A 26043-nucleotide genomic window follows, 5' to 3' on the forward strand; every position below is an offset into this window, starting at 1 on the left:
CCCCTTCCCCGCCATGGCTGAGCGCAGCGCCCTGTTCGACGGCATCGTGGTGGCCAGCCACGGCCGCCATTGCCTGGTCGAATCGCCCGACGGCCAGCGCCGCATTTGCCATCCCCGCGGGAAAAAGAGCCAAGCCGTGGTGGGCGATCACGTCCTTTGGCAGGCCGCGCCAGCCGGCCAGGGGGACGAAGGCACCATCGAGAAGGTCAAGGAGCGCCGCAACCTGTTCTACCGGCAGGACGAAATCCGCACCAAGTCCTTCGCCGCCAACCTGGACCAGGTGCTGATCCTGATCGCCGCCGAACCCGTGTTCTCGGAGAGCCAGCTGGCCCGTGCGCTGATCGCGGCGGAAGCCGAGCGCATCACGCCGATCATCGCGTTGAACAAAAGCGATCTGGTCGAGCCCTTCGCCCGCGCGTGGGAGCGGCTGCTGCCGTACCGCCACATGGGCGGCAGCGCAGCGGACGGCCACCACTATGGCGTGATGCCGCTGTCGCTGTCCGAGTCGGGCGAGGTGGACAAGGCCGCACTGATGGAGCGCCTGTCGGGCAAGACGACCCTGGTGCTCGGCCCCTCGGGCTCGGGCAAGAGCACGCTCATCAACCTGCTGGTGCCGGGCGCCACGGCGCTCACGGGCGAGATCTCCCAAGCGCTCAATTCCGGCAAGCACACCACCACCACCACGACCTGGTACTGGGTGGACTCCGAACGCCGCACCGCCCTGATCGACTCGCCAGGCTTCCAGGAATTTGGCCTGCACCACATCGGACCGGCCGATCTGCCGCGCTACATGCCCGACATCGGCCTGCATGCCCAGGGATGCAAGTTCTACAACTGCACGCACTTGCACGAGCCCGGCTGCGCGGTCATGGCGCAGGTGGACGGACTGCAAGGCGAATCACGCACTGGCGCAGATTCCATCAGCGCAAATCGCTATCAGATTTATAGCAATCTGTTTGCCGAGCTGAGCGAGCACCGGCATTGGTGATGGGACGGAACGGCGGCGCTCAGTCCCGGCACTCGACGTACCACCCCAGATAGTCGCTCCAGGCCGGCTCGTGCTGGGCCTCCAGCACGGGGGGGTCCATGCCCGGCACCGCTTCGGCAGCGCGCCGCGCGGCCTCCAGGGCGTGGTCGGCGCTGGTCACGTAGCAATGCACCGTGCGGGTGCCACCCCGCAGCACGATGTGGCTGCAGATGCCTTGCTGGTACATGGTGGCCGCATTGACCCAGGCGTCCTCGAAATCCTGCGCCTGCTGCAGCGCGGACTTGTCCTGCGCCGGCAGGCTGGCCTGCACGCGCCAGCCCAAGTCTGCGCGGGACACCAAGGCGTTGGCGCTCAGATTGACCTGCACCATGATGGGATCGCCCTGGGCATCCCGCCCCTCCAGCGCGGCCCAGCGCACCGGCTCGGGCGGATAGACCGCCGAGCGGCCCAGGGTCTCACGCCAGAAGGTGTCGATGCGCGAAACGCTGTCATCGAGCGACGCGGGCTCCCAGTCCTCGAAGCCCGCGTCGTCGCTGAGCCCATCCGTGTCGAATTCCACCACCCCGACCTTCACCGAAAAATCGTACTCGCCCAGCATGTGGTCGAGCAAGATGAACGCCATGTGGCGGGCATGGTCCTGCAGGTCCATGGGCACGGGCTTGGAAAACGACAGCGCCAATGCGATGCGTCCATCGATCTGGCCCACGCGCACCAGCAGCTCATGGGTGGCCAGGTCGAATCCGTCCATGCGCATGCCGAAGCCACCAGGCATCCGCTGGCGGAAGGCCTCCACCCGCCATGGCAACTGCGCCGGTGCCTGTGCGGTCAATGCCTGCACGTCCGCAAACCGCTCCGCACTCCCGTGGGCCGTGAAAACCAGCCGGGCCTGGCCTTCCACGGGCCCCTCCTTGCCCGCGCCGGCCACCTCCACCGTAACCCCGGGAACGCAAGGCTCCAGCAGGGCATTGAGGCGCTCCATGAACGGGACGGACTCCAGGCCCTGCAAATCGGCCCGTTCGCCCAGGACCGCCGCCCAGAAGCGGTCCGCGGCGGCGGACATCTCCTGCGTGGAAGGCTCGCCGGAGGGGGATTCAGATTGGTTCATGAACAGTCCTGGTGGCACCTGCTCGGGTACAGGGCATCGGTAACGAACAAGGCCGCGTCAAAGGCGGAGCGACTTCGCCACGAAACTTCAAAAAGAGACCCGGCTCAGCCCAGCAACCGGGCCAGGGTCAGCAGGGCGAGCAGCAGCATCCACACCACCACCGAGCGCCAGACCAGGCCGACCACGCTACGCAGATGCCCCACCTCGGGCTCCCGGCCGGGCGTGACGTCGCTGCTTGCCGCCTCGATATCGCCATCAAAGCCGGCGGGCGAGAGCGGGTCCACCCGCGCCCGCAAAGCTTCTCCGCCCAGGCGCACGTTGATGGCGCCGGACGTGGCCGCCAGCACGACGCCATCGTTGTCGTTGGGAAAGCGCTGCGCATGGAAGCGCCAGCCATCGATGGCCTCTTCGAAACTGCCCACCACGGCGAAGCTGAGGGCCGTCAGGCGGGCGGGCAACCAGTCGATCACGGTCCAGGACCGCGCCGAGGCTCGCTGCAACGAGGCGCTGGCCGGATGCGGGCTGCCAGCCTTCCAGTAGCGCGAGACGAATTCAGCCAGCCGGTAAAGCACCGCACCGGTCGGACCGAGTCCCAACGCGGCCAGCACCGAAAAACAGGCGAGCACGCCGAACACGTGGCGGTGCGCAGCGATGACGGAATACTCAACCACGTGCCGCACGATCTCGCTGCGGGGCAGTTGGCCCACATCCACCTGCTGCCAGGCCGCGAGCCGGGCCCGCGCGCTGTCTTCGTCGCGCTCTTCCAGCGCATCGCGGATGTTGGTGAAATGGTGGCTGAACTGCCGGAACCCCAGGGTGACGTAAAGCACCGCGACATTCCAGACTACCGCCGCCGGCCAGCCCACGCCGTAGAACAGCAGCCAGTGCACTGCCAGCACCGCGATCGAGGGCAACAGCACGGCGAGCGCCCATGCCACCCACCCGTGGTGGGCCTTTCCCGCATCGAAATTGCGGCTGATCGACAGCGCCCAGGCGCGAACGCCCGCATGGATGGGGTTGCTGCGCGCCAGCGGGCGTGCCTGCTCGATCAGCAACGCGAACAGGATGGCAAAGAAACTCATGGGGGGCAATGATAGCGGCCCGGTTCGGTGCCCAGCCGTCGTCGCCACCGGAAAGATCGCCCGATGTCAGGCCAGCATGAAACGGTAGAAATTGCGCAGCATGCCCGCGGTCGCGCCCCAGATGAAGTGCGTCTTGCCGGCGGCATCCTCATAGGGCATGGAAAACCATTCGCGGGTGACCCCTTCCCATTCGAACGCATGGCGCCGGTGGTGCGACGGATCGAGCAGGTAGTCCAGCGGGACCTCGAACACGTCCGCCACTTCGTAGGCATTGGGATTCAGCGTGCAATCGGGCTCCACCAGGGCGACCACCGGCGTGATGCTGAACCCGGTGCCCGTCCTGTACGTGGCCAGTTCCCCCAGCACCTCCACATACCGCCCCTCCAGGCCGACCTCCTCCCAGGCCTCGCGCAGCGCCGTGGCGGCAGGGTTGGCATCTTCCGGGTCGGCGCTGCCGCCGGGAAAGGCCACCTGGCCGGAGTGCGTGGACAGGTGCACGGTGCGCTCGGTGAGCAGCACCGTCGCGCGCTCGCGCATCACGATCGGGATCAGCACGGCGGCATGGCGCAACGGCCGGTCGGTGAAGGCACGCTCATGCACGACCTCTGGCACCCACGCCGGCGCCGAGGCGAAGCGCAGCCGCAGCGCTTGCGCCGTTTGCGCCGCAGCAGGAACGCGGGGGAGATGGGCGTCCACCCCTAGCACGGGCACGCGGCGCGGATCGAACTGTGGCAGCGAAGACAGCGGAGCGATCACCGAAGGCATGGAAGGTGAAGGAGGCGAAGAATCTGGCGGCGTCATTGGAGTGGGCCTGGTCGGCCAAGCGGCCAAAGAAAAAGCCGCTACGGCTTGCGCTGTAGCGGCTTCGGGGCAGTGCGCAAGGCGCCTTATGCGGCTGCGACCGGCGCGGCCTTGACACGCGAAGGCAGTTTTTCCTTGATACGTGCCGACTTGCCGCTGCGTTCACGCAGGTAGTACAGCTTGGCACGGCGCACGTCGCCACGGCGCTTGACTTCGATGTTGGCGATCAGGGGGCTGTACGTCTGGAACGTGCGCTCCACGCCTTCGCCGCTGGAGATCTTGCGCACCGTGAAGCCGCTGTTCAGGCCGCGATTGCGCTTGGCAATCACCACGCCTTCGTAGGCCTGCACGCGCTTGCGGGTACCTTCCACCACGTTCACGCTCACGATGACCGTATCGCCAGGGGCGAATTCGGGAATGGTCTTGTTCAAGCGGGCGATTTCTTCCTGCTCGAGAGTCTGGATCAGATTCATGTTTGCATCCAACGATCATGTCCGCGCCAAGATTGGCAAGCGTCGGGATTGACGTGGGGTGCTTTCGCAGCAAAGGCGAAAGCGGCCGGCCAGAGGATCGAAAAGCCCGCGATTATAGCAAGTTGCCGTTCTTTGCCAAAACGGCCTCGTCCGCCTTGCCCAAAAGCCCCTGTGCGCGCGCCGCGTCAATGAGTTCGGGACGGTGCTGCGCGGTGATCGACAGGCGCTGATCCCGGCGCCAGCGCTCGATCTGCACATGGTGGCCCGAGAGCAGCGGTGCAGGAACCCGCAGGCCCTCCCACTCTTCGGGCCGGGTGTAGTGGGGGCAGTCCAGCAAGCCGTCGAGCGCCTCGTTGAAGCTGTCGAACTGGTGGCTCCCCTCATCGTTCAGCACGCCAGGCTGCAGGCGTGCCACGGCGTCCAGCAGGGCCATGGCCGGGATCTCGCCGCCCGACAGAACGAAATCGCCCAGGCTGAGCTGCATCTGCACGTGCGCGTCGATGAAGCGCTGGTCGATGCCCTCATACCGCCCGCACAGCAAAATGGCGCCCGCGCTGCCGGACCAGCGCGTCACGCCCGCGTGATCGAGCACCTGCCCGATCGGCGAAAACAGCACCACCGGGGCCGCCTGCCCCGCCGCCTCGGCCCGGTCGGCCCGGATGGCCGCCAGGCACCGCGACAAGGGCTCGGCCATCATCACCATGCCGGGGCCGCCCCCAAAGGGCCGATCGTCCACCCGGCGGTAGTTGCCTTCGGCGTGATCACGCGGGTTCCACAGCCGCACCTCGACCTGACCCGACGCATACGCGCGCCGCGTCACCCCGCTGGCCAGAAACGGCGCGAACAGCTCGGGAAACAGGGTGATGACGTCGAAACGCATGGGCAGAGGGGGCCAGGGCCGCAGAAGGTATGGCGGCGCGGCCGTCCTTCAATCGGTCGGTCGATCCATCAGTAGTCGGGTTGCCAATCGACCGTGATGCGGCGCTCGGCCAGCTCCACCTTGTCGACGAAGGCCGAGACGAAGGGAATCATGCGCTCCTGCGCCTTGCCCTCGTGTTCGTAGGCCAGCACCAGCGTGGTCTGCGGGCCGGTGGAGAGCAGCTCGCGCACCGTGCCGAGGTCCACGCCCTCGCGGTTGACGACCGCCAGGCCGATCAGGTCGACCCAGTAGTACTCGTCCTCGGCGGCGGTGGGAAAGCTAGAGCGGGGCACGAAGATGCGCGCGCCGCGCAGCGCCTCCGCCGCATCGCGATCGTCCACGCCCTGGGCAGTGGCGACCACCGTATCGGAATGCTCCCGCGCCTGCTTCACCGCCAGCACCACCGTGCCCTCGAAAAAGCTCTTGGCGCCCTTTTCGCTAGGCTGCAGAAACCAGCGCTTGGAGGAAAACAGCGCTTCCGGATCGGCGCTGTAAGGCAGCACCTTGAACCAGCCCTTCACACCCCAGGCATCGGCAATGCGGCCGATCTCCACCGCATCGGACGGCAATTCGGCAGGCTCAAGAACGGGCAGATTGGGCATGGTGTGCAACGGGGTTTCGGAAATGAAAAAAGGCGGGGCCCGTCAGAAAAACCAACGGAACCCGCCTTTTGTCCGGAGGACGCGGATCAGGCAGCCTTCTTGGCGGCCTGCTTGATCAGACGGTCCACGGTGGGCGACGACTGGGCGCCGACGCTCTTCCAGTAGGTCAGACGGTCTTGCGCAATGCGCAGACCTTCTTCGCTTTCCTTGGCCGTGGGGTTGTAGAAACCCAGGCGCTCGATGAATCGGCCATCGCGGCGCACACGCTTGTCGGCCACGACGATGTTGAAAAACGGACGACCTTTGGAGCCGCCGCGGGAGAGTCGAATAACGACCATAATGAATCCTTCGGGTGGTCGCAGCGTAAAGCTGCATGGTTTTTTGCTGCGTTTGAGACACGCGACATGGCCACCCGGCCAGCGACACGCTGCAAAGCCCGCGATTATAGCCACTTCACCCCACATGCCCACCATCCGCGACAGCCGCAGCGAAGATATCGCTGCCATCACCGCCATTTACCAACACCACGTCCTGCACGGCACCGGCACCTTCGAGGTGGACCCACCGACCGAAACCGACATGGCCGCCCGCCGCGCCGACGTGCTGGCCCGGGGCCTGCCCTACATCGTGGCGGAAAAGGATGGCCAGGTTCTCGGCTTCGCCTACGCCAACTGGTTCAAGCCCCGCCCGGCCTACCGCTTCTCGGCGGAAGACTCCATCTATGTCGCCGACACCGCCCGGGGCATGGGATTGGGCCGCAAGCTGCTCGATGCGCTGGCGCAGCAGGCGGAGGCGGCGGGGGTGCGCAAGCTGCTCGCGGTGATCGGCGATTCCGCCAATGCCGGCTCCATCGGGGTGCACCGTGCTGCCGGCTTCACCGAGATCGGCGTGATGCGCTCGGTGGGCTGGAAGTTCGGCGCCTGGCGCGACATCGTGCTGATGGAAAAGACCCTGGGCGCGGGCGACACCACGTCGCCGGAATGAGCCCCTCATGAAAAACAAGACCGTCGCCGCCTGGCTGGCCTTCGTCGGCGGCCCCCTGGGGCTGCACCGCTTCTATCTGCACGGCCTGTCGGACATGCTGGGCTGGCTCCTGCCCATTCCCACGGCGCTGGGCATCTACGGCATCCAGCGCGTCCAGGCGATGGGGCAGGACGACCACGCCAGTTGGCTGCTCATCCCGCTGCTGGGCTTCACCATCGCAGGCTGCGCGCTGCGCGCCATCCTCTACGGACTGATGACGCCCGAGCAATGGAACGCCCGCTTCAACCCGGCCGCGGCGCCGGACGCCGCCCCGGGGCGCACGCATTGGTTCACGATCTTCGCCATCGCCCTGTCGCTCCTGGTGGGCACCGCGGTGCTGATGGCCAGCCTGGCCTTCAGCTTCCAGCGCTACTTCGAATACCAGATCGAAGAGGCCCGCAAGATCTCCCAGTGAAGGCATTGGGCATTGAATGTGCCCAACGCCCTAGGAAATCATGCGGTGCCAGCTATAAAAATAATAGCAAACGTCCCCTGGGTCGCGATCAGTAGAGCTGCAGGCTGACCCAGTAGGCGATGGCCGCCACGAACGCGCTGGCCGGAATCGTCAGGATCCACGCCCAGACGATGTTGCCCGCCACGCCCCAGCGCACGGCGCTGGCGCGCTGGGTGGAGCCCACGCCGACGATGGCGCCCGTGATGGTGTGGGTGGTGGACACCGGAATGCCCAGCGCCGTGGCGACGAACAGCGTCATCGCCCCGCCTGTCTCGGCACAGAACCCGCCCACGGGCTTGAGCTTGGTGATTCGCTGGCCCATGGTCTTGACGATGCGCCAGCCGCCGAACATGGTGCCCAGCCCGATGGCCAGGTAGCAGGACACGATGGTCCAGGTGGGCGGCGAGGCGTCGGATGCCGAAGCGTAGCCCGTGGCGATCAGCAGCAGCCAGATGATGCCGATGGTCTTTTGCGCATCGTTGCCGCCATGTCCCAGGCTGTACGCGCCCGCGGACAACAGCTGCAGCCGACGGAACCACTTGTCCACCTTGTTCGGGCGCGCGCGGCGGAAGATCCACGCCACCGCCACCATCATCAGCGAGCCCAGCAGAAAGCCGAGCAGCGGCGAGACGAAGATGAACGCCACCGTCTTCAGGATGCCGGCCGAGATCAGCGCCCCCGCGCCCGCCTTGGCGATGACCGCGCCCACGATGCCACCGATCAGCGCGTGCGACGAGCTGCTCGGAATGCCGTAGTACCAGGTGATGACGTTCCAGGTGATGGCGCCCACCAGGGCCCCGAAGATCACGTGCGTGTCCACCACGCCGGGCTGCACGATGCCCTTGCCGATGGTGGCGGCCACGCTCAGGTGGAAGATGAAGATGGCGATGACGTTGAAGAACGCGGCGAAGAGGACGGCCTGCGTCGGCTTGAGCACCCCGGTGGAGACCACGGTGGCAATCGAGTTGGCGGCGTCGTGAAACCCGTTCATGAAGTCGAACAGGATGGCCAGCGCCACCAGCAGCATCACGACCCACAGGGCGGTTTGGACGGTTTCCATGCGTAGAGAGCTTGTATTTCTTCTGGCAGGCCGGGATCAGGAGTTCTCGAGGATGATGCCCTCGATGTGGTTCGCCACGTCTTCGCACTTGTCGGTGATCGTCTCGAGCAGTTCGTAGATCGCCTTGAGCTTGAGCACCTCGCGCACGTCGGGCTCTTCGCGGAACAGTTTGCTCATGGCGCTGCGCATCACGCGGTCGGCGTCGCCCTCCAGGCGGTCGATTTCCTCGCAGGTCTTGAGCGCGGCCTCGGCCACGGCCGGATCGGCGATCTTCTCCAGCAGCTTGACCGCGTCGCGCACGCGTTCGCAGCACTTGAGGCTGATGTCGGTCAGGCGGGTGATCTCTTCGGTCATGTGGCGCACGTCGTACAGCGCCATGGTTTCGGCCGAGTCCTGGATCAGGTCGGCCACGTCGTCCATCGTGTTGATGAGCGAATGGATCTGTTCGCGGTCGATGGGGGTGATGAAGGTCTTGTGCAGCGAGCGGTTGACCTCGTGGGTCACGCGGTCGGCGGCGCGCTCGGCGTTGTCCACGTCCTGGTTGTACTTGTCGCGCAGGTGGGGATCGTTGTAGTTGGCCACCAACTGCGAAAACGCGCGGGCGGCCTCGACGATGCGGTCAGCATGCTGATTGAACATCTCGAAAAAATTGCCCTCGCGGGGCAACAGCTTTCCAAAAAACATGCGGACTCCTGAACAGACGGACCCATCGCCCACGGTCGCCACGGATGTGACAGGACGATGACACTTTTGCGAAAGGCGCGAGTTTAACCGCGCCGTTTGCATGCACTCCGGCCCATCGTGTGCCGACGGGCGGCGGCGGGCGTGTCAGGCAACTCCTACAAACATCGCGCCGCGCTGCCCACATGACCCTGGCGAGGCGCGGCTTACATTGAATCGGCAGTCTTTGATCCGCCCTCTTTCAGACGCTCAGACGCAACCGCCTCTTTCATCGCCATGCCAAAGGATTTCCCCATGAAACACACGCTTCGCGTTCTTCCGTGCGTTCTCGCGCTTGCGTTCGGTGCCGTCACCGCCCACGCGCAGACGGCCAATCGCGCCTCCAACCGCGACTCGTTCATTCCCAGCACGCAGCAAGGCTACGTCGGCCTGAGCGGCGGCCAGTCCAAATACGATCTGCGCAGCGGCACGGGCGGCTTCGCGTTCGACGACAACGACACCGCCTGGAAAATCTACACCGGCGGCTATTTCAACCAGAACTTCGGCATCGAGTTCGGCTATCTGAACTTCGGCAACGCCACCCGCGTGGGCGGCGAGACCAAGGCGCAGGGCCTGAACCTCAGCCTGGTCGGCCGCCTGCCGCTCAGCGAGCAGTTCGACGTGTTCGGCAAGGTCGGTACCACCTACGGCCGCACCAAGACCTCGGGCAACCCTGGTTTCGGCGTGACGACCGGCGACGACAACGGCTTCGGACTCTCGTATGGCGCCGGCGTGCGCTGGGCGTTCAACCCGCAGTGGGCGGCAGTGGTCGAATGGGAGCGCCACCGCCTGAACTTCGCCGACGGCAAGTCCGATGTGGACATGACCACGGTGGGCGTGCAGTACCGCTACTGAGCGCGCAGGTACGCGCGCGTACCCCCAACAAAAAGGGCCCTTCGCAGGGCCCTTTTTTCGTGCGCTTCACGCGCTTTCATCCCGATTCCAGACGCCGGCCTTCGTGCGCCGCTTGGCAGCGCATGGAGGCAGCGGTGGAGGGGGATCACTCGCCCAGGTAGGCGGCGCGCACGCGCGGGTCGCTCAGCAGCTGCTGGCCGGGGCCCGTCATGGTGATGAGGCCCGACTCCATCACGTAGCCACGGTCGGCCAGCGCCAGCGCGCGGCTGGCGTTCTGCTCCACCAGGACGATGGTCACGCCCAGGGCGTACACGTCGCGCACCACCTCGAAGATCTTGTCCACCATGATGGGCGACAGGCCCATGGAGGGCTCGTCCAGCAGCAGCACCTTGGGCTGGCTCATCAGCGCGCGGCCCATGGCCAGCATCTGCTGTTCGCCGCCCGACATGGTGCCGGCCAGTTGGTCCTTGCGCTCGCGCAGGCGCGGGAAGATGGTGAACATCTTCTCGATGTCGGCTGCGATGCCGGCCTTGTCGTTGCGGATGTAAGCGCCCATCTGCAGGTTCTCGGTGATGGTCATGCGTGCGAACACGCCACGGCCTTCCGGCACCATCACGAGGCCCTTCTTCACCAGGTCCCAGGCGCCCTGCCCCCGGATGCTCTTGCCCAGGTACTCGATGTCGCCATCGGCGAACGGCAGCGTGCCCGTGATGGCCTTCATGGTGGTCGTCTTGCCGGCGCCGTTGGAGCCGATCAGCGACACCAGCTCTCCCTCGCGCACCTCGAAGTCCACACCCTTCACGGCCTGGATACCGCCGTATGCCACCTTCAGGCCCGAGACCTTGAGCAACACGTTGTTGGATTTTTCGGCCATTCTCAATGTCCTCCGGTGCCCAGGTAGGCCTCAATCACTTTTTCGTTCTTCTGCACGGTGGCAGGCGTGCCTTCGGCGATCTGCTTGCCGTAGTCGAGCACCGTGACGCGGTCGCACAGGCCCATCACCAGCTTCACGTCGTGCTCGATGAGCAAGATGGTGCGGTTGTCGTTGCGGATGCGGTCGATCAGCTCGCGCAACTGCACCTTCTCGGTCGCGTTCATGCCGGCGGCCGGCTCGTCGAGCGCGATCAGCTGCGGGTCGGTGGCCAGGGCGCGGGCGATCTCCAGGCGGCGCTGGTCGCCGTAGCTCAGGGTGCGCGCCTTGTAGTCGGCGAACTTGCCGATGCCCACGTAGTCGAGCAGCTCCTGCGCCCGGCGGGCGATCGCGGCCTCTTCTTCCTTGAAGCCCTTGGTGCGCAGCACGGCGCCCAGCAGCCCCGACTTGGTGCGGATGTGCCGCCCCACCATCACGTTCTCCAGTGCCGTCATTTCGGCGAAGAGGCGGATGTTCTGGAACGTGCGGGCGATGCCCGCCTTGGCCACTTCGTGCACGGCCGTGGGCTGGTAGGGCTTGCCTGCCAGCTCGAAGCTGCCGCTGTCGGGCGTGTAAAGACCGGTGATCACGTTGAAGAACGTGGTCTTGCCGGCGCCGTTGGGACCGATCAGGCCGTAGACCTGACCCCGTTCAATGGTGATGCCGACGTCGGACAGGGCTTGCAAGCCGCCGAAGCGCTTGGAAATGCCGGCGACCTTCAGCACCACATCGTTGGATTTCTCTGCCATTTCTAACTTTCAGTGCTGTTCAGGTCTTTTGCGTCAGGCTCTTGCCATGGTCGGGCGCGGGCCACAGGCCGCGGGGACGCAGCAGCATGATGATGATCATGGCCAGCGCGATCAGCAGCTGGCGCAGGATGGCGGAGTCGAGGCGGCCGTCCGTCATGGCCTGCAGCGGACCGGCCACGTAGCGCAGCACTTCCGGCAGGGCCGACAGGAGCACGGCGCCCAGGATCACGCCGGGGATGTGGCCGATGCCGCCCAGCACCACCATGGCGACGATCATGACCGACTCCATCAGGCTGAACGATTCGGGCGACACGAAGCCCTGGAAGGCACCGAACATGGCGCCGGACACGCCGCCGAACGAAGCGCCCATGCCGAAGGCCAGCAGCTTCATGTTGCGGGTGTTGATGCCCATGGCCTTGGCGGCGATCTCGTCTTCGCGGATGGCCATCCAGGCGCGGCCGATGCGCGAGTCCTGCAGGCGATAGCAGATGATGACGCTCAGCACCACCAGCACCAGGAACAGGTAGTAATACAGCGTGACCGACGAGATGTCGAACCCGAACACTTCCAGGCGCTTGCCCAGGTCCAGCCCGAAGACCTTCACCGAATCGATCTGCCCGATGCCCTTGGGGCCGTTGGTCAGGTTGACGGGGTGGTCCAGGTTGTTCAGGAAGATACGGATGATCTCGCCGAAACCCAGAGTCACGATGGCCAGGTAGTCCCCGCGCAGCTTGAGCGTGGGGGCCCCGAGCACCGCCCCGAAGATCGCGGCCACCAGCGCCGCGAGCGGTATGACCAGCCACAGCGACGTGTGCAGCCCGTTGGGGAACATGGCCGCGAACGACGCGAAGGTCTCCGACAGGTGGGGCGATGCCATCAGCGCGAACAGGTAGGCGCCGACGGCGTAGAACGCCACGTAACCCAGGTCCAGCAGGCCGGCGTAGCCCACCACGATGTTCAGGCCCAGGGCCAGCAGCACGTAGAGCAGCGCCAGGTCGGCGATGCGCACCCAGGCGTTGCCGAAGTACTGCAGCATGAAAGGAAGCAGCAGCAGCGCGATGCCGCCGACGATCCACTGTGCGGTTTTGTTTTGCTTCATGACAATGGGTTCCTCAGGCGCGATCGGCCACACGCTCGCCCAGCAGGCCCGAGGGGCGCAGCGTGAGGATGATGATGAGCACGATGAATGCAAAGATGTCGGTGTAGTGGCTGCCCAGCAGGCCGCCTGTGAGGGTGCCGATGTAGCCCGAGCCGATGGCCTCGATCAGGCCCAGCAGGATGCCGCCCACCACCGCGCCGGCCAGGTTGCCGATGCCGCCGAACACCGCGGCCGTGAAGGCCTTGAGGCCGGGCAGAAAGCCCATGGTGTGCTGCGCGGTGCCGTAGTTGGAGGCATACATGATGCCGGCGATGGCCGCCAGGATGGCGCCGATGATGAAGGTCGCCGAGATCACCATGTCGGGTTTCACGCCCATCAGGGAGGCCACGCGGGGGTTTTCCGCAGTGGCGCGCATGGCGCGGCCGAGCTTGGTGTAGTTCACCAGATACACCAGCGAAGCCAGTGCGACCACCGTCACGCTCAGGATCAGCACCTGGGTGGAGGTGATCACCGCGCCGCCGACCTGGAACGGGGTCGTGGGCAGCAGGGTGGGATACGGCTTGTAGTTCGGCTTCCAGATGATCATGGCCAGCGTCTGCAGCAGGATCGACATCCCGATGGCGGTGATCAGGGGCGCCAGGCGCGGACTGCTGCGCAGCGGCTTGTAGGCGACCTTTTCGATGACGAAGTTCAGCGCCGCGGCGACAACGCAGGCGATCAGGGTGGCCAGGAGAAGGATGATCCAGCCCGGTGCCCCGGGCATGGCCTCTTGCATCAGGCCAATGCAACTCCAACTGGTGAGAGCGCCGATCATCAGCACTTCCCCATGGGCAAAATTAATCAGCTGAATAATGCCGTACACCATCGTGTAGCCCAAGGCTATCAAGGCGTACATGCTGCCGAGAACCAGACCGTTGATGATCTGCTGCAGCAAGATGTCCATAAAAAAAGTCCTTCGTGTTTGTAACGCGCGCACTTCGCAAGCCAAGATCGGCAGTGCCTTGTGAGCCCCCAATGCCACCTAGCAAAAAACCCGCCAGGAGCAAAGCTGTGCGGGTTTGGTGGACGGGATTGTAGCCAGTCGAAACCGTGCGCCTTTAGCACGTTTGGCGGGGTTTTCCCTTGGACTCGGGCGCCATCAGCGGGGCGACGTCACCATTAGCCGGGGTGATGCAGCCGAGGGATTGGCCCGGGTGGCTTATACGGTTCAGCAGCCGCTGACCACCCCGCCCGAGGGGGCGGCCGGTGGGCCGGGCGGAGATACTGCCCGGCGATGGACCCGGGGTGCGCAGCCTCGCAGCGCCCTCCCCTTCCCCCTCAATCCTTGGCCGCGTCCTGGTCCAGCTGGCGCAACTGGGCCAGCTTGTCGGCGATCTTGGCCTCCAGCCCGCGGGGCACCGGCTGGTACCAGCCGGGCTCGGGCATGTCCTCGGGCAGGTAGGTCTCGCCCGCCGCGTAGCCGCCGGGCTCGTCGTGGGCGTAGCGGTAGGCCTTGCCGTGGCCCAGTTCCTTCATCAGCTTGGTGGGCGCGTTGCGCAGGTGGTTGGGCACCTCGCGCGACTTGTCCTTCTTGATGAACGCCTTGGCCTGGTTGTAGGCCATGTAGCCGGCGTTGCTCTTGGGCGCCACGGCCAGGTAGATCACGGCCTGGGCCAGCGCCAGTTCGCCCTCGGGCGAGCCCAGGCGCTCGTAGGTGAGCGCCGCGTCGTTGGCGATCTGCATGGCGCGCGGATCGGCCAGGCCGATGTCCTCCCAGGCCATGCGCACGATGCGGCGCGCGAGGTATTTCGCATCCGCTCCCCCATCCAGCATGCGGCTGAGCCAGTACAGCGCCGCGTCGGGATGCGATCCGCGCACGGATTTGTGCAGCGCCGAGATCTGGTCGTAGAAGTTGTCGCCGCCCTTGTCGAAGCGGCGCGCGTTGAGGGTGAGCGCGCTCTCCAGGAAAGCGGCGTCCACCTGCTGCACCCCGGCGGCGCGCGCGGCGGTGTCGGTCTGCTCGACCAGGTTGAGCAGGCGCCGCGCATCACCGTCGGCATAGCCCACGAGCGTGTCCACCGCCGCGTCGTCCAGCTGCAGGTGGGTGAGCACCTTGTCCTGCGCCCGGCGCACGAGCTGCTTCAGTTCGTCGTCGGTCAGCACCTGCAGCACATACACCTGGGCACGCGAGAGCAATGCCGAATTGACCTCGAACGACGGGTTCTCGGTGGTCGCGCCCACGAAGGTCACCAGGCCCGACTCCACGAACGGCAGCAGGCCGTCCTGCTGGCTCTTGTTGAAGCGGTGGATCTCGTCCACGAACAGGATGGTCTTCTTGCCCAGCGCCAGATTGTGTTCGGCCTGCTCCATCGAGGCGCGGATTTCCTTCACGCCCGAGAACACCGCCGACAGGGCGATGAATTCATAGCCGAACGCGCTCGCCGTGAGCCGCGCCAGCGTGGTCTTGCCCACGCCGGGCGGGCCCCAGAGGATCATCGAATGCGGCTTGCCCGACTCGAACGCCAGCCGCAGCGGCCGGCCTGCACCGATCAGGTGCGACTGGCCGATGACCTCGTCCAGGCTGGCCGGGCGCAGGGCCTCCGCGAGCGGCGCGGTGGGGGCGGAGGAAAAGAGATCGGCCATGGGCTTGGGGGTCAATGGGTAGGCTCAGTGAATAAATGAACGCGGAGGGAGCAAAAGACCCAGGGCCAACGCCAACGGGCCAGGCACCGGGTGACGCGGGAAGACGCTCGGCAGGCAGGCAGCACGGCACCGCGACGCCCGATTATTCTCCGTCCCCCTGCGGGGCGCTTCGCCCCCCTGGGCCTGCGGGAATTTCCCGCACAATGCCGCGGCGCCCGTTTCGATTCGGAAACCCAAGGAGGAGATCCCCCATGTCCATCGCCGCCAATGCCGTCGTCGCCCTGATCGCCCTGCTCCACGTCTACATCCTGGTGCTGGAGATGTTCCTGTGGGACAAGCCCGCTGGCCTGCGCGCCTTCGGGCAGAGCGCGGAACGGGCCGCCGCCACCAAGGTGCTGGCGGCCAACCAGGGGCTCTACAACGGCTTCCTCGCGGCGGGCCTGTTCTGGGGCCTGTGGCTGGGCGGCGCCGGCCTGGGCGTGAAGGTGTTCTTCCTGCTGTGCGTGCTGGTGGCCGGCGTGTTCGGCGCTGCCACGGCGTCCCGCAAGATCCTGTTCATCCAGGCCATTCCGGCCGCCGTGGGCCTGGCCCTGGTGCTGCTGGCCTGATCCGGCGCGCTGCGGCGCCAGGGCGCATGCCATGTATCAAAATGGCCGCCAGCGCAATCAGTACTAGGGCATTACGCTACAAATACGATAGCAAAAAGACTTTTAACCGGTCACTGCTTGACCACGTCCGCGCCCGCTGGCGGCTTGAAGTCGAACGTCGAGGCCGGCAGCGAGGCGCTCGACTGCACGTTGGTGAAGCGGATGGCCGAGCGCTGGCCGAAGCTGTCCAGGATGTCGAGCGCCGCGAGCCGTTCGCCCTGGAAGCCCACGCGCACGCTCTTGAGTTGCCCGTCCTTGGCCTTCGGCGTGGCCAGCACCCACTGCAGTCCGTCCTGCTCGGGCTGCGACTCCAGAGTGAAGTCGGCGCGCAGCGCCTGCAGGTCGGGCGCCGAGGCCAGCAGCGCTGCCGGCGTGGTGCCCAGGGCCTGGGCCTGCGCGCGCTGGGTGACCTGATTCAGGTCGGCGTCGTAGAGCCACAGCGTCTTGCCGTCGGCCACGATGGTCTGCTCGAAGGGCTTTTGGTAGGTGAAGCGAAAACGCCCGGGGCGCTGGAATTCGAAGGTGCCGCTGGACGTCTTGGTCCGCGCCGCCTCGCCGTCCTTCGGGGGGGCGGTGACGGTCTGCGTGAAATCGGCACGGCCGGCGGCCGCACCCTTCATGAAGGACTCGAGGCTTTTGAGGCCGTCGGCGCTGGCGCACTGGGCAGCGGCCGCGATCAGGGCGGTGAGGATGATTTTTTTCATGGGTTCTCGGTATCTGAGGCCGGGTGCCGGCTTTTCCAGGGCCGCCGGCTCATTCGCCGCCGCCGCGGGCAGGCACCAGCACTTCGCGCTGGCCGCTGGTGGTGAGGCCGCTCACGAGGCCCGCCTTCTCCATGTCTTCGAGCAGGCGGGCGGAGCGGTTGTAGCCGATGCGCAGCTTGCGCTGCACATACGAAATGCTGGCCTTGCGGTCCTTGAGCACCACTTCCACGGCCTGGTCGTACATGGGGTCCTTCTCGCCGCTGCCTCCGTCCCCGTCGCCCAGCGGGCCGTCGTCGCCATCGACCGTGCCGCCCTCCAGCACGCCCTCGATGTAGTCGGGCTCGCCCTGGCTCTTGAGGTAGCTCACCACGCGGTGCACCTCCTCATCGGACACGAAGGCGCCGTGCACGCGCACCGGCAGGCCGGTGCCGCTGGCCATGTAGAGCATGTCGCCCATGCCCAGCAGGGCCTCGGCGCCCATCTGGTCCAGGATGGTGCGGCTGTCGATCTTGCTGCTCACCTGGAAGGCGATGCGCGTCGGAATGTTGGCCTTGATCAGCCCGGTGATCACGTCCACGCTGGGGCGCTGCGTGGCCAGGATGAGGTGGATGCCGGCCGCGCGCGCCTTTTGCGCCAGGCGGGCGATCAGCTCTTCGATCTTCTTGCCCACCACCATCATCAGGTCGGCCAGCTCGTCGATCACCACCACGATGTGCGGCAGGCGCTGCAGCGGCTCGGGCTCTTCGGGCGTGAGGCTGAACGGGTTGTAGATGAACTCCTCGCGCGCCTTGGCCTCGTCGATCTTCACGTTGTAGCCGGCCAGGTTGCGCACGCCCAGCTTGCTCATGAGCTTGTAGCGGCGCTCCATCTCGGCCACGCACCAGTTCAGGCCGTGGGCGGCCTGCTTCATGTCGGTGACCACGGGCGCCAGCAGGTGCGGAATGCCTTCGTACACCGACATTTCCAGCATCTTGGGGTCGATCATCAGCAGGCGCACATCGCGCGCCTCGGCCTTGTAGAGCAGCGAGAGGATCATGGCGTTGATCCCCACCGACTTGCCCGAGCCGGTGGTGCCGGCCACCAGCACGTGCGGCATCTTGGCCAGGTCGGCCACCACGGGGTTGCCCACGATGTCCTTGCCCAGACCCATGGTGAGCATGCTCTTGCCCTCGTGGTAGACGTGCGAGCCGAGGATCTCGGACAGCCGGATCGACTGCCGCTTGGCGTTGGGCAGCTCCAGCGCCATGAAGTTCTTGCCCGGGATCGTCTCGATCACGCGGATGGAAACCAGCGACAGCGAGCGCGCCAGGTCCTTGGCCAGGCCCACGATCTGCGAGCCTTTCACGCCGGTGGCGGGCTCGATCTCGTAGCGGGTGATGACCGGGCCCGGCATGGCGGCGACCACGCGCACTTCCACGCCGAAATCCTTGAGCTTCTTCTCGATGAGGCGGCTGGTCATCTCCAGGGTTTCAGGAGAGACCGTCTCCTGGCGCTGCGCGGGCGGGCCGTCCAGCAGATCGACCTGCGGCAGGCGGCTGTCGGGCATGTCGGTGAACAGGGGCTTTTGGCGTTCCTTCACCACGCGGGCGCTCTGGGGCACGTCGGACAGCACCGGCTCGATGATCTGCACCGGCTGCGGATGGTGCTGCTCGACCTCGTGGCGCTCCTCCAGCACCACTTCTTCGCGTTCGCGCGCGGCGCGCTTGCCCACGGCCACGTCCTTGGCCTTCTCGCGCTTGGCCCGACCCAGCTGCACCAGCGCATCGATGCGCCCGCCCAGCCGCTCGGCCACGTGGCCCCAGGAGAAGCGGAACACCAGCGCCGCACCCAGCACCACCAGGATCACGCCCACCAGGCCCGAGCCGGTGAACCCCAGCCACTTCACGCCCGCAGGCCCGGTGAGATAGCCGATCGCACCGCCCGCATGGCCGGGCAACAGGGACTCCAGCCGGTACAGGCGCGACCACTCCAGCCCGGTGCTGGCCGCCATCAACACGATGAGGCCGCCCCAGAACATCGCGCGCCGCACCATCGGGCTGTGCGCATTGGCGCCGGCGTCTTCGCCGCCCCGCATCCAGCGCGCCAGGGAAGACAGCCAGGCCCGCACCGCCGCGGCCACGCACCACCAGACCGAAAAGCCCAGCGCGAAATAGCTGCTGTCGGCCAGCCAGGCACCGAAGCGGCCGGCCCAGTTGGCCATCAGCCGGCCGTCGCCCACGCCCGAGGTGGACCAGGCGGCGTCCTGCCCCGAATAGGTCGCCAACGCCAACAGCCAGAAAACCAGGGCCACGAGACCGAGCACCAGGCTGATCTCGTGGCCGAAACGTGCGGCCCCGCTGCGGGGCGGCGACTTGCCTGCGGAGGCATTGAGGGTATTGAGGGAGTAGGTCATAAACGTGCGCGGCCAAGCTTACCCCATGCGCATTGCACGGTTTTTGCGCCGGTCGCGGCGCCGAGCGCCCCGGTGGAGCGCCCGGCTTTTCATCGCTTCTTACAATGGGCGCGATTGAAAAAGCGGCGCCATCCACCGGTGGCGGCGGGTTGATACTCCGCGGCTGCGGTCCCATCTGCCCATCCAGCCCGGCCGCGGGCGCATACAAACATTTACCTTCCTCCCATGTCCAACACGCAACACGCCAAAGTCCTGATCCTCGGCTCCGGCCCCGCCGGCTACACCGCCGCCGTGTACGCAGCGCGCGCCAACCTGAGCCCCGTGCTCATCACCGGCATCGCCCAGGGCGGCCAGCTGATGACCACGACGGAAGTGGACAACTGGCCGGCGGACGTGCACGGCGTGCAGGGCCCCGACCTGATGCAGCGCTTCCTGGAGCACGCCGAGCGCTTCAAGACGCAGATCGTGTTCGATCACATCAACCAGGTGGACTTCAGCCAGCGGCCGTTCACGCTCAAGGGCGACAGCGGCACCTACACCTGCGACGCGCTCATCCTGGCGACCGGCGCCTCGGCCAAGTACCTGGGCCTTCCGTCCGAGGAGGCCTTCATGGGCCGCGGCGTGTCGGGCTGCGCCACCTGCGACGGCTTCTTCTACCGCGAGCAGGACGTGTGCGTGGTCGGCGGCGGCAACACCGCCGTGGAAGAGGCGCTGTACCTGTCCAACATCGCCCGCAAGGTCACGCTGGTGCACCGCCGCGACCGGTTCAAGGCCGAGCCCATCCTGGTGGACAAGCTCAACGAGAAGGTGGCGGCCGGCAAGATCGAATTGAAGTTGTTCCACACGCTGGACGAGGTGCTGGGCAACGACGGCGGCGTGACGGGCATCCGCGTCAAGAGCACGGTGGACGGCCGCACCGAGGACATCGCGCTGCAAGGCTGCTTCATCGCCATCGGCCACTCGCCCAACACCGCCATCTTCGAAGGCCAGTTGACCATGGAGAACGGCTACATCGTCACGCAGGGCGGCCTCAAGGGCTTCGCCACGCAGACCAGCGTGCCGGGCATCTTCGCCGCAGGCGATGTGCAGGACCATGTGTACCGCCAGGCCATCACCAGCGCGGGCACGGGCTGCATGGCCGCGCTGGATGCGCAGCGCTTTCTCGAACAGGATGGCGTCATCTGAACAAAGCGGGCTATAATCCGCGGCTTTGCTGAAATTGGGCGGGCTTTGCGCCATCCTGGACACGGCAATCGGGTTACCGCCACCCTGAACTGGCGAGGTGAGGCCGACGGCAGGCCTTGCGATCCAAAGCGTTCTTCGCTGGCGATCCGCAGGGCACCCGCTCGAAGGCCGTTGAAAACATTGGAGTGTCCTCATGGCACGCGTATGTGAAGTCACGGGCAAGGGCCCGATGGTCGGGAACAATGTTTCCCACGCCAACAACAAAACCAAGCGCCGGTTCCTGCCGAACCTGCAATACCGCCGTTTCTGGGTCGAGAGCGAAAACCGCTGGGTGCGCCTGCGCATCTCCAACGCCGGCCTGCGTTTGATCGACAAGAACGGTATTGACTCCGTGCTCGCAGACCTGCGTGCACGTGGCCAAGCTTAAGGAGAAGCACCATGGCAAGCAAAGGCGGACGCGACAAGATCAAGCTGGAATCCACTGCGGGTACCGGCCACTTCTACACCACCACCAAGAACAAGAAGACGATGCCCGAGAAGATGCTGATCATGAAATTTGATCCAAAAGCTCGCAAGCACGTCGAATACAAGGAAATGAAGCTGAAGTAATTCAGCCTCAGGCCCCTTCAAGAACCGCCCGGCACCCCGGGCGGTTTTTTTATGCCCGCCTGCGCCGTGCATGTTCGCTGGCCGGTGTGTTCCTTATAGGCGCCTGCCCCGGCAGCGGGCGCGTCAGGCCGCGCGGCGCAGGGCCGGCTCGGCGCGCTGCTGGGCCATGAGCGTGCCCAGCGTGCGGTAGGCCTCCTCCACCTCGGGCGTGAACGGCATGCCGCAGCTCAGGCGCAGGAAGTTCTCGTAGCGCCCGGTGTTGGAGAACATCGGGCCCGGCGCGATGCGGATGCCGCACTGCAGGGCCTGGTCGTACAAGCGCGTGGTGGAAATGTCGGGGGGCAGCTCCAGCCACAGGCTGATCCCGCCCGGCGGCAAACTCAGGCGCGTGCCCACCGGAAAATACCGCGCCACCGCGCGCGCCGAATGCTCCCGCTGCACACGCAACTGGGTGCGCATGCGGCGCATGTGGCGCTCGTAGGCCGGCGAGTCCACGCTGCGCGCGGCCAGCAACTGGGACCAAGTCTGCATGTTGCGCGTGCGGGCAAACTTGAGCATCTGCACCCGGGCCTGCCAGCGCCCGGCGCTCATCCAGCCCTGGCGCAGGCCGGGCGCGAAGCTCTTGCTGAGCGAGGCGCAATAGATCACCTGCCCGGCATCGCCCACCTTGTCCCAGGCCTTGGCGGGCCGCAGCGCGCGGGGCGACTCGACGAACTCGCGGTAGATGTCGTCCTCGACGAGCGCCAGCCCGTATTCCACGCACAGCGCCACCAGGCGTTCCTTGTGCGCATCGGGCATCACGCTGCCCTGCGGCATCTGCAGGTGGGGCACCACCACCACGCCCTTCAAGCGTGGCTCGTTGCGCGCCGCCAGTTCCAGCGCCTCCAGCGAAATGCCGGTGTGCGGGCTGCAGGGAATCTCCAGCGCCTTCAGGCCGCGCACCTGGATGGCCTGCAGGATGCCGAAGAACGTCGGCGACTCCACCGCGATCACGTCGCCCGGCTCGGCGATGGCATCCAGCGCCAGCGTGACCGCCTCCGAATTGCCATGGGTGGCACCGATGTCGGAGGGCGCCAGGCACACTCCGAACGTGAGCGCATGGCGGGCCATCGCCTGCTGGAACTCCACGTGGGTGGTGGGCGCCGAGGGCCCGTAGACGAGGATGTCGGGCTGCTCGCGCAGCAGGCTTTGCGCCAGCCGGTTCAGCGCCCGGGCATCGAACAGGCTGGGCGCCGGCATGGCGCTGCCCAGGTCCAGCGGCACCCGGCCGGCGCGGCGCGCCTTTTCCAGGAACATGGAGATGCGCTCGTTGATGCCGGCGAACACGCTCGGGTCGTCCGGCAGCGGCTCCAGCAATTCGGGCTCGCGCGCGCCGGGCAGCGCCATGCCACCGGGCTCGCGCACGAAGTAGCCCACGCGCTCGCGGGCCTCCACGCTGCCCTGGGATTCGAGGTGCCGCAGCACCTGCAGCGCGGTCGTCAAGCTCACCTGGTGGCGCTGGCACAGCTCGCGCACCGACGGCATGCGCATGCCCGGCCGCAAACTGCCGGCGGCGATCGCCTGCTCGTACAGGGCCGCCAGCTGGCGGTACAGGGGGATAGTCTCTCGGGGATCGGCAGGGCGGGACATGGCAGGCATCGGAAGAACCCGCGCGCCAGGCCCCGCGCGCGGCAAGCGGGAATCCCATCATGCCCCGGCACGGTGCACCGGAACAGATACAGGATGGAACATGGCGAACCATAACAGCCCCGTGCCGATTGCGGCTGTTCTACCTGCCGCCGGTGGCGCTTGTACCTGCCCCAAAAGGCCGGCTTTTCTTACGCTGGAGCCCTCATCGAAGGAGTCCGCCATGACGCAAGCCACCCGCCCGACCGCCACTGCCACCCCCCCTGCCCTGCGCCTTGTTCTGGACATCGCGCCGGGGCAGCACGTGCTGGCCTGCCTGCCCCCGGCCAGCACGCTCCGGGCGCTGGAGGGCGACATCGCCCTGAGCTTCGGCCCGCTGGTCTGCGGGCAGGTGCTGCATGGGGGCCAGCAGACGCTGGTGGCCGGGCAGGCGCTCACCCAGGACAGCGGTGCGCCCACCGCCTGGGTGCGCCTGGGCAACCCGGGCCGCCGGCCGGTGCGCGCTGTCTTGATCGAAGCGGTGCCGCAGCCCGGCGCCCTGGCGCAGGCCTGGGGATGGATGAAGGCCCGGTGGCATGCTGCCGCGGCCAGCAGAGCGCGGGCGTCCAGCGAGGTCGGCGCAGCGCACTGAGCCGCAGCCGACACGGGTCGGCCCTGGGACGCCGAAGCGTTGCCGACCCGGCAGTCCCTGAGGGTCAGACCTGCGCCGCGCGCAGCCGCAGCGAAAACTCGCGCAGCGCCGCCACGCCGCTTTCCTCGGCGCGGTGGCACCAGGCCTGCAGGTCGGCCGTGAGCTGCTCGCGCGACTGCGAGGTATTCAGCCACAGCTGGCGCAGTTCTTCGCGCATGGTCATCATCTTGTCGAGCACCGGATGGGCGGCGCGGGCCTGGGCCAGGTGCGGCTTGGCGCGGGCGGGCACCTTCTCGGCATCGCGGTGGGCCCAGCGGCGCGCGGCGCGCAGCACGGAGACGTCGGCCTTGCGGGCCTTGAGCGCCGCCAGCTCCTCGCGGCAGGCCTGGCGCACGCCGCGGGCGTAGCCGGCCATCACTTCGTAGCGGTTGGCGATCAGCGCCTCCAGCGTGTGCTCGTCGGCCACCGGCTTGACGGCGCCCAGGCGCAGCTTGGGCGGCACCTTCTTGACGGTGGCCCAGCCGACGGCGCGCATCAGGGAGATGTACATCCAGCCGATGTCGAATTCATAGGGCTTGACCGAGAACTTGGCCGCGGTCGGATAGGTGTGGTGGTTGTTGTGCAGTTCTTCGCCGCCGATCACCACGCCCCAGGGCACGAGGTTGGTGCTGGCGTCCTGCGCCTCGAAGTTGCGGTAGCCCCAGAAGTGGCCGATGCCATTGACCACGCCGGCCGCCCAGAAGGGAATCCACAGCATCTGCACGGCCCACACCGTGGCGCCCAGGCCGCCGAACAGCACCAGGTTGATGATGAGCATGAGGCCCACGCCCTGCCAGGCGAACCGGCTGTACACGTTGCGCTCCACCCAGTCGTCGGGCGTGCCGTGGCCGAACTTGCGCACCGTCTCGGCATTGTTCGCCTCGGCGCGGTAGAGCTCGGCGCCGCGCCACATCACGGTGTCCAGGCCGCGGGTCTGCGGGCTGTGGGGGTCTTCCTCGGTCTCGCACTTGGCGTGGTGCTTGCGGTGGATGGCCACCCACTCGCGGGTCACCATGCCGGTGCCCAGCCACAGCCAGAAGCGGAAGAAGTGCGAAGGCACCGGGCCCAGCTCCACCGAGCGGTGCGCCTGCGCGCGGTGCAAAAAGATGGTCACCGCTGCGATGGTGATGTGCGTGGTGAACAGCGTGTACAGCACCACCTGCCACCACGACAGGTTCCACAGGCCGTGGCCCAGCCAGTCGATGGCGGCGTTCAGAACAGCCCAGTCGGGTAACAGCATAGGGAGCCTTCGCTAGCGAACAAGATGAAATCGCGGCCCGTTCAGGGCAGCTGAATGATTTTAGGGGGCGATGCAGGCACGATGCCGTGCATACCCGCAACACCGCCGTTGTCTTGCGGGGGTGTGCGGCAGGGCTTTCAGGGCTTGCGCGTCCACACGGCGGCAAAAAAACCGTCGGTCTGGTGCAGATGGGGCCAAAGGCGCAGATAACCAGTGCCCGATTCCCCGCCGCTGCACAGCGCGCCGGCCTGCTCCACCTTGAGCTGGGTGAGCAGCTCGCCTGCATCGGCCGGCACGAAGTCGGGGTGCGCGGCACCGAAGGCCTCCGCGATGGCCTCGTTCTCCTCGGGCAGCACGCTGCAGGTGGCGTACACCAGCCGGCCACCCGGCTTGAGCAGGCGCGCGGCGCTGGCGAGGATGGCCGTCTGCTTGGCCACCAGTTCCTGCACCGCCTGGGGGCTCTGGCGCCACTTCAGGTCGGGGTTGCGGCGCAGCGTGCCCAGGCCGGAGCACGGCGCATCCACCAGCACGCGGTCGATTTTGCCGGCCAGGCGCTTGATGCGGTCGTCGCGCTCGTGCGCGATGGCGGCGGGGTGCACGTTCGACAGGCCGCTGCGGGCCAGCCGGGGCTTGAGCGCGTCGAGCCGGTGGGCCGACACGTCGAAGGCATAGAGGCGCCCGGTGTTGCGCATGGCCGCGCCGATGGCCAGCGTCTTGCCGCCGGCACCCGCACAAAAGTCGACCACCATCTCGCCGCGCTTGGCATCGAGCAGCAGCGCGAGCAACTGCGAGCCTTCGTCCTGCACCTCGACGGCGCCGCGCGTGAAGGCATCGAGCTTGGTGAGCGCGGGCTTGCCGTCCACGCGCAGGCCCCAGGGGGAGTACGGGGTAGGCTGCGCCGGAATGCCGGCCTTGGCCAGTTCCTTTTGCACATCGGCCCGCTTTTCCTGCAGCGCGTTCACACGCAGATCGAGCGGCGCGCTCTGCGAGAGGCTGTCCACCAGGGGCCAGAAGCCATCGCCCAGCTGGCTCTTGAGCGGCGCCACCAGCCACTCGGGCAGGTTGTGGCGGTGGCGGTCCATGAGGTCGTCCGCCGGCACGGCATCGCACTGGTCGAGCCAGTTCTTTTCCTGATCGTTCAGCGCGCCGCGCAGGAAGTCGCGCGCACCGGAGGCATTGCCTGCGCCTGCGCGGCGGGCCTGCTCGTCCTGGCTGTGCGCGAAGCCGAGGATGGCCAGGCGCCGCTCCTTGGGGCCGCTGCCCGAACGGGCGAGCTGCTCGAACAGCAGCTTCTTGCGCAGCACCGTGTAGGCGGTCTCGGCAAGGGTGGCGCGCTCGCGCGGGCCGAGGGAGCGGTTGTCACGGAAAAAACGGGACACCACCGCGTCGGCGGGGTGTTCGAGGGTCAAGGTCAGCCTGACGAGTTCAGCGCAGGCGTCCAGAAGGGCTTTGGGGTGCATCGCCCGATTGTCCCACTGGCGCCACCCCGGCCCGCCGGGGCCCTCGCC

The 26043-nt window shown here is 66.8% G+C and carries 28 protein-coding genes; 9 read left to right on the top strand and 19 right to left on the bottom strand.

Annotation, left to right across the window (positions count from 1 at the left end):
• The first annotated feature begins 13 nt into the window (after positions 1–13).
• The gene (gene rsgA, locus AVME950_RS05720; RefSeq protein ID WP_284429070.1) at positions 14–988 is read left to right on the top strand and encodes a ribosome small subunit-dependent GTPase A; all 975 of its coding nucleotides are present in this window, start codon (positions 14–16) and stop codon (positions 986–988) included.
• 19 nt (positions 989–1007) lie between these two features.
• Here rsgA and AVME950_RS05725 read toward each other — a convergent pair whose 3' ends face one another.
• The 7 genes from AVME950_RS05725 to rpsP form a co-directional block, all read right to left on the bottom strand.
• Positions 1008–2093: a hypothetical protein gene (locus tag AVME950_RS05725; RefSeq protein ID WP_284429071.1), complete on the bottom strand. Its 1086-nt coding sequence runs from the start codon at positions 2091–2093 to the stop codon at positions 1008–1010.
• Positions 2094–2197: 104 nt separating this feature from the next.
• Positions 2198–3175, bottom strand: a complete 978-nt coding sequence (locus AVME950_RS05730; protein ID WP_284429072.1) for a CobD/CbiB family protein — start codon at positions 3173–3175, stop codon at positions 2198–2200.
• Between the two features lie 66 nt (positions 3176–3241).
• Positions 3242–3940, bottom strand: coding sequence for a CoA pyrophosphatase (locus AVME950_RS05735; RefSeq protein ID WP_284408398.1), 699 nt, complete (start codon positions 3938–3940; stop codon positions 3242–3244).
• A gap of 122 nt (positions 3941–4062) precedes the next feature.
• The gene (gene rplS, locus AVME950_RS05740) at positions 4063–4449 is read right to left on the bottom strand and encodes a 50S ribosomal protein L19 (protein WP_272548681.1); all 387 of its coding nucleotides are present in this window, start codon (positions 4447–4449) and stop codon (positions 4063–4065) included.
• Between the two features lie 112 nt (positions 4450–4561).
• Positions 4562–5329, bottom strand: coding sequence for a tRNA (guanosine(37)-N1)-methyltransferase TrmD (gene trmD, locus AVME950_RS05745; RefSeq protein WP_284429073.1), 768 nt, complete (start codon positions 5327–5329; stop codon positions 4562–4564).
• A 68-nt stretch (positions 5330–5397) separates the two neighbouring features.
• Entirely contained in the window at positions 5398–5970 is a 573-nt protein-coding gene (gene rimM / locus AVME950_RS05750; RefSeq protein ID WP_284395110.1) for a ribosome maturation factor RimM, read from the bottom strand.
• Between the two features lie 86 nt (positions 5971–6056).
• Complete coding sequence (gene rpsP / locus AVME950_RS05755; protein ID WP_272564613.1) at positions 6057–6308, bottom strand: 30S ribosomal protein S16; 252 nt, start codon at positions 6306–6308, stop codon at positions 6057–6059.
• Between the two features lie 124 nt (positions 6309–6432).
• Here rpsP and AVME950_RS05760 point away from each other — a divergent pair, with 124 nt between their 5' ends.
• Both AVME950_RS05760 and AVME950_RS05765 read left to right on the top strand, forming a co-directional pair.
• Positions 6433–6954, top strand: a complete 522-nt coding sequence (locus AVME950_RS05760; RefSeq protein ID WP_284426114.1) for a GNAT family N-acetyltransferase — start codon at positions 6433–6435, stop codon at positions 6952–6954.
• Positions 6955–6961: 7 nt separating this feature from the next.
• The gene (locus AVME950_RS05765) at positions 6962–7408 is read left to right on the top strand and encodes a TM2 domain-containing protein (protein WP_284395115.1); all 447 of its coding nucleotides are present in this window, start codon (positions 6962–6964) and stop codon (positions 7406–7408) included.
• Positions 7409–7496: 88 nt separating this feature from the next.
• On the opposite strand, the gene AVME950_RS05770 is transcribed toward AVME950_RS05765, so the two are convergent.
• Both AVME950_RS05770 and AVME950_RS05775 read right to left on the bottom strand, forming a co-directional pair.
• Positions 7497–8507: an inorganic phosphate transporter gene (locus AVME950_RS05770; RefSeq protein WP_272564616.1), complete on the bottom strand. Its 1011-nt coding sequence runs from the start codon at positions 8505–8507 to the stop codon at positions 7497–7499.
• 36 nt (positions 8508–8543) lie between these two features.
• Positions 8544–9191 (bottom strand): DUF47 domain-containing protein, encoded by a 648-nt coding sequence (locus AVME950_RS05775; RefSeq protein ID WP_092740846.1) that lies wholly within the window; start codon positions 9189–9191, stop codon positions 8544–8546.
• Between the two features lie 291 nt (positions 9192–9482).
• On the opposite strand from AVME950_RS05775, the gene AVME950_RS05780 reads away from it, so the two are divergent.
• Positions 9483–10082, top strand: a complete 600-nt coding sequence (locus AVME950_RS05780; RefSeq protein WP_284395121.1) for an outer membrane beta-barrel protein — start codon at positions 9483–9485, stop codon at positions 10080–10082.
• Between the two features lie 145 nt (positions 10083–10227).
• Here the strand turns inward: AVME950_RS05780 and AVME950_RS05785 are convergent, their stop codons facing one another.
• The 5 genes from AVME950_RS05785 to AVME950_RS05805 form a co-directional block, all read right to left on the bottom strand.
• Positions 10228–10956: an ABC transporter ATP-binding protein gene (locus AVME950_RS05785; protein WP_272564618.1), complete on the bottom strand. Its 729-nt coding sequence runs from the start codon at positions 10954–10956 to the stop codon at positions 10228–10230.
• Positions 10957–10958: 2 nt separating this feature from the next.
• Complete coding sequence (locus tag AVME950_RS05790; RefSeq protein ID WP_272548690.1) at positions 10959–11741, bottom strand: ABC transporter ATP-binding protein; 783 nt, start codon at positions 11739–11741, stop codon at positions 10959–10961.
• Between the two features lie 19 nt (positions 11742–11760).
• Positions 11761–12840, bottom strand: coding sequence for an ABC transporter permease subunit (locus tag AVME950_RS05795; protein WP_272564620.1), 1080 nt, complete (start codon positions 12838–12840; stop codon positions 11761–11763).
• A 13-nt stretch (positions 12841–12853) separates the two neighbouring features.
• Positions 12854–13783: a branched-chain amino acid ABC transporter permease gene (locus AVME950_RS05800; protein ID WP_272564621.1), complete on the bottom strand. Its 930-nt coding sequence runs from the start codon at positions 13781–13783 to the stop codon at positions 12854–12856.
• 374 nt (positions 13784–14157) lie between these two features.
• Positions 14158–15462 (bottom strand): replication-associated recombination protein A, encoded by a 1305-nt coding sequence (locus AVME950_RS05805; protein ID WP_272569777.1) that lies wholly within the window; start codon positions 15460–15462, stop codon positions 14158–14160.
• A 251-nt stretch (positions 15463–15713) separates the two neighbouring features.
• Between AVME950_RS05805 and AVME950_RS05810 the strand changes: the two genes are divergently transcribed.
• Positions 15714–16070 (top strand): DUF1304 domain-containing protein, encoded by a 357-nt coding sequence (locus tag AVME950_RS05810; RefSeq protein ID WP_272564622.1) that lies wholly within the window; start codon positions 15714–15716, stop codon positions 16068–16070.
• A 110-nt stretch (positions 16071–16180) separates the two neighbouring features.
• Here the strand turns inward: AVME950_RS05810 and lolA are convergent, their stop codons facing one another.
• Positions 16181–16813 carry an outer membrane lipoprotein periplasmic chaperone LolA gene (lolA, locus tag AVME950_RS05815; RefSeq protein ID WP_284429074.1) on the bottom strand — a complete coding sequence of 211 codons (633 nt, stop codon included), beginning with the start codon at positions 16811–16813 and terminating at the stop codon, positions 16181–16183.
• 49 nt (positions 16814–16862) lie between these two features.
• The gene (locus tag AVME950_RS05820; protein WP_284429075.1) at positions 16863–19205 is read right to left on the bottom strand and encodes a DNA translocase FtsK; all 2343 of its coding nucleotides are present in this window, start codon (positions 19203–19205) and stop codon (positions 16863–16865) included.
• Positions 19206–19430: 225 nt separating this feature from the next.
• Here AVME950_RS05820 and trxB point away from each other — a divergent pair, with 225 nt between their 5' ends.
• The 3 genes from trxB (at position 19431) to rpmG (ending at position 20999) form a co-directional block, all read left to right on the top strand.
• Positions 19431–20390 carry a thioredoxin-disulfide reductase gene (trxB, locus tag AVME950_RS05825; RefSeq protein WP_272564625.1) on the top strand — a complete coding sequence of 320 codons (960 nt, stop codon included), beginning with the start codon at positions 19431–19433 and terminating at the stop codon, positions 20388–20390.
• 193 nt (positions 20391–20583) lie between these two features.
• Positions 20584–20817 (top strand): 50S ribosomal protein L28, encoded by a 234-nt coding sequence (rpmB, locus tag AVME950_RS05830; protein WP_087496789.1) that lies wholly within the window; start codon positions 20584–20586, stop codon positions 20815–20817.
• 11 nt (positions 20818–20828) lie between these two features.
• Positions 20829–20999, top strand: coding sequence for a 50S ribosomal protein L33 (gene rpmG, locus AVME950_RS05835; RefSeq protein ID WP_008904999.1), 171 nt, complete (start codon positions 20829–20831; stop codon positions 20997–20999).
• A gap of 123 nt (positions 21000–21122) precedes the next feature.
• On the opposite strand, the gene AVME950_RS05840 is transcribed toward rpmG, so the two are convergent.
• A complete protein-coding gene (locus tag AVME950_RS05840) occupies positions 21123–22628 on the bottom strand; it encodes an aminotransferase-like domain-containing protein (protein ID WP_284429076.1) in 1506 nt (501 codons plus the stop codon).
• Between the two features lie 220 nt (positions 22629–22848).
• On the opposite strand from AVME950_RS05840, the gene AVME950_RS05845 reads away from it, so the two are divergent.
• Positions 22849–23256, top strand: coding sequence for a hypothetical protein (locus AVME950_RS05845; RefSeq protein ID WP_284429077.1), 408 nt, complete (start codon positions 22849–22851; stop codon positions 23254–23256).
• A gap of 64 nt (positions 23257–23320) precedes the next feature.
• Here AVME950_RS05845 and AVME950_RS05850 read toward each other — a convergent pair whose 3' ends face one another.
• Positions 23321–24535 (bottom strand): DesA family fatty acid desaturase, encoded by a 1215-nt coding sequence (locus AVME950_RS05850; RefSeq protein WP_284429078.1) that lies wholly within the window; start codon positions 24533–24535, stop codon positions 23321–23323.
• 137 nt (positions 24536–24672) lie between these two features.
• Complete coding sequence (locus AVME950_RS05855) at positions 24673–25995, bottom strand: RsmB/NOP family class I SAM-dependent RNA methyltransferase (RefSeq protein WP_284429079.1); 1323 nt, start codon at positions 25993–25995, stop codon at positions 24673–24675.
• Positions 25996–26043 lie beyond the last annotated feature (48 nt).

The sequence above is a fragment of the Acidovorax sp. SUPP950 genome, assembly GCF_030158935.1.
In the GTDB taxonomy this organism is placed as follows: domain Bacteria; phylum Pseudomonadota; class Gammaproteobacteria; order Burkholderiales; family Burkholderiaceae_C; genus Paracidovorax.

Coding starts and splice junctions, on each gene's coding strand:
- rpsP (WP_272564613.1), bottom strand. CDS start 6,308: ATGGTCGTTATTCGACTCTCCCGCGGCGGCTCCAAAGGTCGTCCGTTT.
- rpmB (WP_087496789.1), top strand. CDS start 20,584: ATGGCACGCGTATGTGAAGTCACGGGCAAGGGCCCGATGGTCGGGAAC.
- AVME950_RS05735 (WP_284408398.1), bottom strand. CDS start 3,940: ATGCCTTCGGTGATCGCTCCGCTGTCTTCGCTGCCACAGTTCGATCCG.
- trxB (WP_272564625.1), top strand. CDS start 19,431: ATGTCCAACACGCAACACGCCAAAGTCCTGATCCTCGGCTCCGGCCCC.
- AVME950_RS05845 (WP_284429077.1), top strand. CDS start 22,849: ATGACGCAAGCCACCCGCCCGACCGCCACTGCCACCCCCCCTGCCCTG.
- rsgA (WP_284429070.1), top strand. CDS start 14: ATGGCTGAGCGCAGCGCCCTGTTCGACGGCATCGTGGTGGCCAGCCAC.
- AVME950_RS05850 (WP_284429078.1), bottom strand. CDS start 24,535: ATGCTGTTACCCGACTGGGCTGTTCTGAACGCCGCCATCGACTGGCTG.
- AVME950_RS05795 (WP_272564620.1), bottom strand. CDS start 12,840: ATGAAGCAAAACAAAACCGCACAGTGGATCGTCGGCGGCATCGCGCTG.
- AVME950_RS05840 (WP_284429076.1), bottom strand. CDS start 22,628: ATGTCCCGCCCTGCCGATCCCCGAGAGACTATCCCCCTGTACCGCCAG.
- AVME950_RS05780 (WP_284395121.1), top strand. CDS start 9,483: ATGAAACACACGCTTCGCGTTCTTCCGTGCGTTCTCGCGCTTGCGTTC.
- AVME950_RS05725 (WP_284429071.1), bottom strand. CDS start 2,093: ATGAACCAATCTGAATCCCCCTCCGGCGAGCCTTCCACGCAGGAGATG.
- AVME950_RS05765 (WP_284395115.1), top strand. CDS start 6,962: ATGAAAAACAAGACCGTCGCCGCCTGGCTGGCCTTCGTCGGCGGCCCC.
- rplS (WP_272548681.1), bottom strand. CDS start 4,449: ATGAATCTGATCCAGACTCTCGAGCAGGAAGAAATCGCCCGCTTGAAC.
- AVME950_RS05770 (WP_272564616.1), bottom strand. CDS start 8,507: ATGGAAACCGTCCAAACCGCCCTGTGGGTCGTGATGCTGCTGGTGGCG.
- AVME950_RS05855 (WP_284429079.1), bottom strand. CDS start 25,995: ATGCACCCCAAAGCCCTTCTGGACGCCTGCGCTGAACTCGTCAGGCTG.
- AVME950_RS05730 (WP_284429072.1), bottom strand. CDS start 3,175: ATGAGTTTCTTTGCCATCCTGTTCGCGTTGCTGATCGAGCAGGCACGC.
- AVME950_RS05800 (WP_272564621.1), bottom strand. CDS start 13,783: ATGGACATCTTGCTGCAGCAGATCATCAACGGTCTGGTTCTCGGCAGC.
- AVME950_RS05760 (WP_284426114.1), top strand. CDS start 6,433: ATGCCCACCATCCGCGACAGCCGCAGCGAAGATATCGCTGCCATCACC.
- rpmG (WP_008904999.1), top strand. CDS start 20,829: ATGGCAAGCAAAGGCGGACGCGACAAGATCAAGCTGGAATCCACTGCG.
- trmD (WP_284429073.1), bottom strand. CDS start 5,329: ATGCGTTTCGACGTCATCACCCTGTTTCCCGAGCTGTTCGCGCCGTTT.
- AVME950_RS05785 (WP_272564618.1), bottom strand. CDS start 10,956: ATGGCCGAAAAATCCAACAACGTGTTGCTCAAGGTCTCGGGCCTGAAG.
- AVME950_RS05810 (WP_272564622.1), top strand. CDS start 15,714: ATGTCCATCGCCGCCAATGCCGTCGTCGCCCTGATCGCCCTGCTCCAC.
- AVME950_RS05820 (WP_284429075.1), bottom strand. CDS start 19,205: ATGACCTACTCCCTCAATACCCTCAATGCCTCCGCAGGCAAGTCGCCG.
- AVME950_RS05790 (WP_272548690.1), bottom strand. CDS start 11,741: ATGGCAGAGAAATCCAACGATGTGGTGCTGAAGGTCGCCGGCATTTCC.
- AVME950_RS05805 (WP_272569777.1), bottom strand. CDS start 15,462: ATGGCCGATCTCTTTTCCTCCGCCCCCACCGCGCCGCTCGCGGAGGCC.
- rimM (WP_284395110.1), bottom strand. CDS start 5,970: ATGCCCAATCTGCCCGTTCTTGAGCCTGCCGAATTGCCGTCCGATGCG.
- lolA (WP_284429074.1), bottom strand. CDS start 16,813: ATGAAAAAAATCATCCTCACCGCCCTGATCGCGGCCGCTGCCCAGTGC.
- AVME950_RS05775 (WP_092740846.1), bottom strand. CDS start 9,191: ATGTTTTTTGGAAAGCTGTTGCCCCGCGAGGGCAATTTTTTCGAGATG.